A 7,899-nucleotide genomic window follows, 5' to 3' on the forward strand; every position below is an offset into this window, starting at 1 on the left:
TTCTTGAAAGTAAGGAAGCGTATCAAGATGTACTAGCAAATTGATGCCATTTTATTAAAACGGCGATTAATGCGGTTCTAGGCAATAGTTCCTATAGCTCCCTTGTAAGAACTGTATAAAGGATTACTTTAAATTATTTTTTTTAGTATGAAAAGAGAGATTACAATAACAAAAATAATGTTGGTCCAAACCGAAAAAATAAAAAAGGTTAGTGAACATCTCACTAACCTTCTACCACCTATTTTCCACTAATCTCGAAAACTCTCACATTGCCGGACACTTCATTTGCTACAAGTAGCAATGGATTTCCAGTTGGACTATCCTTTGCTTCCACTAAGGAAAGTCCTTCAGGGGCCAGGTCTCCGCTTGTTGCAATATCGTTTCCTGCAAAGTTTCTTAGGTTTATATAATCATAGAACTTAACATTTTCGATATCTGTTACATCATACATCATAATGCCGCTTATTCTTTCTAAACCGATGAAGGCAAATGTTTTACCATTTACTTTCATAACCTTAATATCTTCAGGCTCAGGTCCTTTTTTTCCGCTTCGGGAATCTAGTTCAGTTTTGTGGTTTGATGAATTAAACGCATCAGGAAAAAGCTTACCTGTTATTTTCTCAAAATCACTTCCGCTATCATATACTTGTTCCATTGTATCCGCGTCCCAAATGGAGAAGGAGCGGCCGCCATATATATAGTTCTTACCTGTTTCTAGCCCGTTTCTCTCTGAATTTAAGATCCTATCAATTTTGTATTTTGTGCCTGGGAAGGTATAAGAACCGGTGTCTACATAATCTCCCCATTCTCTTGCATCCCCTTCATTCGCAGTAAAGATGTAATTCTTGCCGCCAATTTTTTGTGATGCAACCCCATCAGGCATGTATGTACCATACAGGTTCTGTGTAGCAAGTTTCACTTGGCCATCCTTTAAAGCATCCAGCGCATTTTTTTCAAGACTATAATCTTTAAAACCAAGTCCTTTCACGTTAATGATCTCCTCGGTTTTGAGGTCAATTGTGGCTAAAGCATTCGCCTCCTGAAGACTTACATACGCATAGTGATTATTATCCGATACCGTGATATACTCCGGTTCTAAATCGACAGACGGTGCTGTGTTTGGCTTAAGCAGAACGTTGTTTCTAACAAGTTCTGATCTTGCCTTAACTGTATCAAACTTTTCGAAGCCAATTGTTTGAACAGCAGCCCTATTTACTCCTTTTTTAATATCAATAATGGTTACAGAACCCTTTGGATCGATTGCACCAGTAGCAGAATATCCTTCCCTTGGCTCTCCTTCGTTTGCAGAAAGAATATATTTATAGTCAGGACTGAATGTCACCATATCAGGCTGCACGCCTGCCTCAAAATGCTTGATATAGTCCCCATCATAATTAAGAAAGACAATACTGCCTTGATCCTTATATGTAGCACCTTGGACAGCAATCGCAATAATCTTCTCTATCGTATTGACATCAATACTGGTGATATCTCCAACTGAAAACCCGTGTGCTTGCCCCATCGCAGTGATATTAAGTCGAGTATCGATTTTTAACTCTGTTTTTTGATTGGATTTGATATTTGCTACACTAACGATATCGACAGATTGAGATGCCCCATTCACAAGATACATTTTTTGATTGTCTTTATTGTATTTAACAATTTCTGCAATACCACCGTCTTTATTACTCATTCCTGTCTGATAGTTACCGATTTCCTTAAGTTTGCCGTTTACACTGCCAGTTTTAGATTGGCTGGCTTCAGTTTTTGCCAATACTGGTGATCCGCTTAACTGTAGTGGACCCGTTAACATTGTCCCTGCAATTGCTAATCCAAGAATTGCTTTTGACTTTAACATTTCCTTACCTCCCAATATTTGATTTATTCTAGAGTATTGTAGAAAAAAATTCCCATTCACAATTATCACAAATACCTACGTAATCAAATACAGGGAAGAGGTTAATATTTTGTTAATCTTTCGTAAATTCTAATAGATCACGACAATGTAATCAGAATTTTCATCAGGTCACCTCTCCCATATAAAATAGCTCGCTATAGCTGGAAAACTCATAAATTTCTTCCTCATTCTCGAAATGAAATCACATCATTGACCCGTGTTACTTAATCGTTCCCATCCCACCAATGGTTACACTTACCTTCACGTTTATATCAGCCTTCGAAAAGGCTTTTCCCCATTGATTTTGGACTTTTTTCCACTCTGGATATGAATAGGCTCTTGCATATATCCCAAATCCAAAAGGGTCAATGCTCGCGGTTTGCGTTTTCTTTATTAAGCGCTCAAAATCTTTTTGTAGTTTCGTTTCAATACTCTTTTGCAGTTTCGCAGTGTCTTTCCTTACATTGAATGGAAAAAGCCGTTCTGTAATGGCAATTCTCATTTTTACGTTTGTGTCAAAAATAAAATGGTTGTCATACTTTACCTTTGTTTTTACCTTGATGTTTGAGGTACCAAAGCTTAACCAATGTTTATCCCGTCCATTCGATTTCAAAGGGACTGAAATGGTAAATGGGAAATCACCTTTTGTTTTATTCTGCAGGATACGTAATAATTTGTTTTCTTTCGGTGTTATACTTAACTTATATCTGCTTTGATTATCCAGCAGAGCGGTGCCTGTCAACATGATTTTGTCCGTTTTCTTCATCTCGGTAATACTTGCTGTCATCCCTTTTTCCGTCGTTTCCTCATGGAATTCCTGAAGGGACGTTTTTACAGTTACATTTCTTCTAGAGGCTGTATCCACTAAATTTGCCAAATACAAAGGAAGACGCGGCTTATCTTGTGGTCTATAAAAAATGACGTCCGAAACAGGACCATCTACTGCGACAACTCTTGTGGTTACCGTATTTTTGGGGTCCCGGTAGTAAGGATCGATATAATCAATCCAATTTTTTCGTTTGAGCAGCTTTTTCCCGATTAAGATTAATTGCGTTTTGCTTCCTGATGTCAAAGCCATTACCGTCGTATCAAACAGTTCCCTGGAATCACGAACCGTAACAGCTTTCACCTCGACCTTCTCCTCTTTTACCTTTGCTTCTTTATTAAACACCGGACTTGACATGTACACCACTAAATGATCCTCCTCATCCAAATCTAAACCAAGAATAAGTGTCAGAGTGACATCTTCAACATTCATTTGGTCCACGCATCCGGTCATCATCATAGCCACAAGTGATAGGCAAAGTAGTAGCTTCCTTTTCATTGGCTTACCCTCCGACGGAACTTTTCATATATCCAGCTATAGATCCATAAAAAGGGAGGAGCTACGAATGCCAATTGCAGCCCTCCTTTGGCAACCCATTTCTGCCACTTTTCCGATTCCATCCAAGTAGGATCACGCCAAAAGATCAATCCAATAATGATTAATAATAAAATCATGACGTGCTGGCTATGATCCTGTTTTCCAAGCAATTGACTAGAACAAAAGGCCGCAAGGAATATGCAAGGCATCCAGGCCGTGGAAACAACTATCAGATATACAGCCAATAAAACCATGTCAAAACGCTCCAAAAAACGAAACTCAATTAGTTTAAGTAAATTCAATACGGGCTGAGTATATTCGGTAATCCCATCGGGGCTAAAATAGACAAAGCAGACAATTGTTACAAATACATAAAACAACATCGTTAAGGTGTTCGCAATCGTGATTCCGAGAACCGCATGCTGCTTTTTTTGTAAAAAGGGGTACAAGAAGAACGCGACTTCAAATCCCAAAAAGGAAAAAATAGTGGTCGGCACAGCGGATAATACTGGTCCCCACCCTTCTTTAAGCACCGGAAGAAGGTGCAGCCAATTTCCATCCCCTAGCGGGACCAAGAAAAACAGTGGAATCCACATTACCATGTAAAAAGACAGCTCGGAGTATCTGCCTAAAACGCGAACCCCGTTACGGGCTACAATAAAAGTAGGTATCGAGAATAACAGTAAAATAATATAATTAGGGGTTTTAGGCAGGAACCATGCCTTAATATATAAACTGCCGTTCACAAAAATGGCCCATGCGTAAAAAGCAAAGTACACCATGTAAACAATGACGACTGCTTTTCCCACAATTTTCCCGAATAATCGGATAAGAATTTCGATAAGGGTTTCATCAGGATATTTTTCGCACGTTTTAACCAAAAAAATGCTGGCAGCGGCAGAGAAAAACCAGCCAATCAGGATCGCGATCCACCCGTCGGTTCCAGCTTTTTCCGCAAGTATGCGCGGGAGAGATAGGACGCCTGTCCCGACCTGTGTTCCATTTATCAAAAAAATATACTGCATGAGAGTGATTTCATTATAGGCATATTTCTTCATCGTTTCACCTTTTCGTTCGATTTCGCCCTTGTCGAATAGTTGGAATAGCTCCTGTGCCTTTAGGGCGGCTTTTCATTGACCATAAAGGAAAGCGCAGAAACGCATCCTTCATATCGGCAAATCGGAAAGGAGCCAAAGGAGTTCCATAAGGTGTCCCTAATGATTCAAGACTCGTCATGTGGCCGACAATGGTCATCCATCCGATCACAATCCCGACAATTCCAAACATGGCAGCGGATAACATCATAGGGAATCTTAACAGTCTGATGGACGTACTCATATCATAATTAGGGATGTTATAAGAAGAAATGGCTGTAACGCCAACAACGATGATCATAATGTTGCTGACAATTCCCACCTGCACCGCCGCCTGACCAATGATAATTCCGCCCACAATGCCAATGGTCTGACCGATTGGAGTCGGCAACCTTAATGCCGCTTCCCTCATCAATTCCAGGATCATTTCCATAATCACAGCTTCCATCACGGGTTGGAAAGGGACTTGTATCCTTGATTCTGCAATTGTAAGCAAAAGTTCCATCGGGATGACTTCAAAATTAAAGGAAATAAAGGCAACGTAAATGGAAGGCAAAAATAAGGCAATCATAAAGGCTAGAAAACGCATGACTCGGATAAAGGAAGAAACTAACCAACGGGATCCGTAATCATCCACAGCCTGAAAAAAGGACATAAAGTTTGCCGGAGCAATCAATGCGTATGGAGAATGATCCATAATAATCACAAATCTTCCCTGAAGAATATGGGATACAGCTGTATCTGGCCTTTCCGTTAACATCATTTGCGGAAACGGTGAATAGGGATTATCTTCAATGAACTCGATAAGTTCGCCGGTATTAATGACCGCGTCTATTGTAATATTTTGAATCCGCGTTTCCAGTTCTCTTAGTACGTCTTTAGAAGCCACATCTCCCAAATATAAGAGGGAAAGCTTAGTTTTCCCTCGAATACCGACGGTCATCTCTTTTAAGATTAATTCCTGATGGGGAATATACCTGCGTATTAGAGCAATATTTTGACTCCCTGTTTCCACAAATCCTTGATTCGCACCTTTTAAAGATATTTCATTTTGAGGAATAGTAAGCTGTCTTTGCGGCCACCCTTTTGTATCTAATTGATACCCGGTGATTTGCCCGTTTAACAATAAAACGCTATCTCCTCCTAGAATCGCATTTTCAATCTGCCCCCACGTATAGACCATTTCGATCTTTCCTATTGTGACTGGCAGTTCCTTATTAGGATCGAAGGAGCTATGCATCAATGGCTTTAGAACATAATTATGGATAGCTTCTTTATCCGTCAAACCGGACAAGTACACCAAAGCGGCCTCTGTTTTACTCGGAGCGATAGGAAACCGACGAATCACTAAATCCGGTGCCTGAGGAAATAGCAGTTGGAGATTCTCTGTATTTTGGGATAAAGCAGAGTCCAGGACATCATCTTCCATATTTCTTTTCTGAATATCAGAATTTTTGCTTGATTGCTGGAACCGAGAAGAGCGCTTTCCACTTAAAAACTTCAGAAAATAAAACATCAACTCCGTCCCTTTCTGCATTTGCTTAAAATTATGCTCTTAGTATGCATTTTCTAAGGAAAAATATTCTAATCCTTCCCCTGATTCATCGTTCAAGAACAACAGGAAAATCGGGAAAATTGGGGCCAGTGGTTCTGACCCCAATCCCTGAAATCATCTCACTTTAAATGTGTTCCAGCAAAACAAAACACTCACAAATGTTGATTCTTTCAACATTCGTGAGTGTTTTACGGTACGGCTGGCATTTCTTTATTCATACTGGGAGGCAGACCCTTATAATTGCTCAATTAACTTTATTTACATTTCATTTTCAAAAACTACTTCAATGCTATACAAATATTTTTCGCTTCAGTAAAAAATTCTAGGCTGTGATGTCCACCTTCTCGACCAATTCCACTCTTCTTAAAACCTCCAAAGGGAGCGCGTAGATCGCGAACAAACCAGCAGTTCACCCAAATCGTACCTGCCCGAACAGCATGAGAAATTCTGTGAGCACGTTGTAGGTTTTCCGTCCAGACCACACCATTCAAGCCATAATCTGTATCATTTGCTATTTGTAGTGCTTCTTCTTCGGTATCAAATGGGATAATCGTGACGATTGGACCGAAAATTTCTTCTTGGCAAATCCGTGCTTTTGAATTTTCCTGAACATACACAGTAGGTTCTAAATAATACCCTTCTTGTAAATATACAGGCAGATCAGGTCTCTTTCCTCCACAGATCAAGGTCGCATTTTCTTCCTTGGCAATTTCAAGATAGCTTGTTACCTTTTTATAATGCTCTTCACTGACGACTGGACCCATTTTTGTCTCAACATCCTGTGGGTCGCCCACTTTCAGTTCCATTGCCGCTTTCTTAAATCTTTCTATAAACTCATCTAAAATGGAGCGTTGAACTAAAATTCTTGAACCTGCAAGACATACTTGACCTGAATTCATGAAAGCAGCTTGAATCGAAACGGGGATGGCTTTATCAAGATTTGCATCTTCAAACACGATATTTGCCGCTTTCCCACCAAGTTCAAAGGATACTTTTTTCAAGGAATCTGCTCCGCTCTTCATAATTCTTTTTCCTGTAGAGGTAGAGCCGGTGAACGAAATTAAATCCACCTCAGGATGAGTAGTAAGTGCATTTCCTACTACTCCTCCAAGACCATGTACGACGTTTACGACACCATCTGGGATCCCTGCTTCTTTGGCAATTTCACCAAGTAAGGATACAGATAATGGAGTCATTTCCGCTGGCTTAATCACCGCTGTATTCCCTGCAGCAAGACATGGGCCAAGCTTCCAAGTGGTCAGCATGAATGGAACGTTCCATGGTGTAATGAGAGCGGCCACCCCAACTGGTTCGTACCGTGTATAATTCAGATATTCTTCTTCCATCGGATAGGTTTCCCCGCCCTGTTTTTCCATGAAATCTGCGAAGAACTTGATATTATGTGCTGCTCGTGGAACTTCGTGTTGGACAGCAGAGTGAAATGGTTTTCCGACATCTGTAGCGTCTAGTCGAGCAATTTCCTCTTTTCGCTCGAGGATAATTTCAGCCATACGGCGAAGTTTTGCACAACGCTCTGCAACAGTCATCGTCCGCCATGGGCCATTTTCAAATGCCTCTCTAGCAATGCGACAGGCTTTATCGACATCCTCTACCGTTGCTTCACTTACTTTCGCGATGATTTCTTGTGTAGCAGGGTTTTTCACATCAAAAGTTGCCCCATTGCCTGCTTGCACATATTCACCGTTAATATATAAACCAACTTCTCTGACTCCGATTTGTACTTTTGTCATGTTGAAACCTCATTTCTTTTTTTAACAGATTCCCCCGCGATTCCCCAATGTTCAGGTTCTACCTCATTGATCAGTACACGCACATTTTGAATAGGAGCTTCTAACACATCAGAAACTAAGTCAGAAACTTCTCTAATCAATCGTTCTTTCTTTTCAGGCGGTCTGCCTTTAACAATAGTAATCTGAATAAATGGCATACTAACACGCTCCCTTCTCCTGGTTGTTTATATAGTAAATAC

General features: G+C 40.3%; 6 protein-coding genes. All 6 read right to left on the reverse strand.

From position 1 onward, the window contains the following. Positions 1-238 precede the first annotated feature (238 nt). Positions 239-1,858 (reverse strand): choice-of-anchor I family protein, encoded by a 1,620-nt coding sequence (locus V7659_RS26360; protein WP_335543054.1) that lies wholly within the window; start codon positions 1,856-1,858, stop codon positions 239-241. A 259-nt stretch (positions 1,859-2,117) separates the two neighbouring features. Next, positions 2,118-3,221: a Ger(x)C family spore germination protein gene (locus V7659_RS26365; protein WP_335543055.1), complete on the reverse strand. Its 1,104-nt coding sequence runs from the start codon at positions 3,219-3,221 to the stop codon at positions 2,118-2,120. Next, positions 3,218-4,318, reverse strand: coding sequence for a GerAB/ArcD/ProY family transporter (locus V7659_RS26370; protein WP_335543056.1), 1,101 nt, complete (start codon positions 4,316-4,318; stop codon positions 3,218-3,220). The genes V7659_RS26365 and V7659_RS26370 overlap by 4 nt, the downstream gene beginning before the upstream one ends. Positions 4,319-4,322: 4 nt before the next feature. Then, the gene (locus V7659_RS26375) at positions 4,323-5,870 is read right to left on the reverse strand and encodes a spore germination protein (RefSeq protein WP_335543057.1); all 1,548 of its coding nucleotides are present in this window, start codon (positions 5,868-5,870) and stop codon (positions 4,323-4,325) included. A gap of 317 nt (positions 5,871-6,187) precedes the next feature. Continuing rightward, positions 6,188-7,660, reverse strand: a complete 1,473-nt coding sequence (locus V7659_RS26380) for an aldehyde dehydrogenase (RefSeq protein WP_335543058.1) — start codon at positions 7,658-7,660, stop codon at positions 6,188-6,190. Then, complete coding sequence (locus V7659_RS26385) at positions 7,657-7,857, reverse strand: tautomerase family protein (protein WP_335543059.1); 201 nt, start codon at positions 7,855-7,857, stop codon at positions 7,657-7,659. The genes V7659_RS26380 and V7659_RS26385 overlap by 4 nt, the downstream gene beginning before the upstream one ends. Positions 7,858-7,899 lie beyond the last annotated feature (42 nt).

The organism is Neobacillus drentensis, assembly GCF_036966985.1.
GTDB lineage: Bacteria > Bacillota > Bacilli > Bacillales > Cytobacillaceae > Neobacillus > Neobacillus drentensis_E.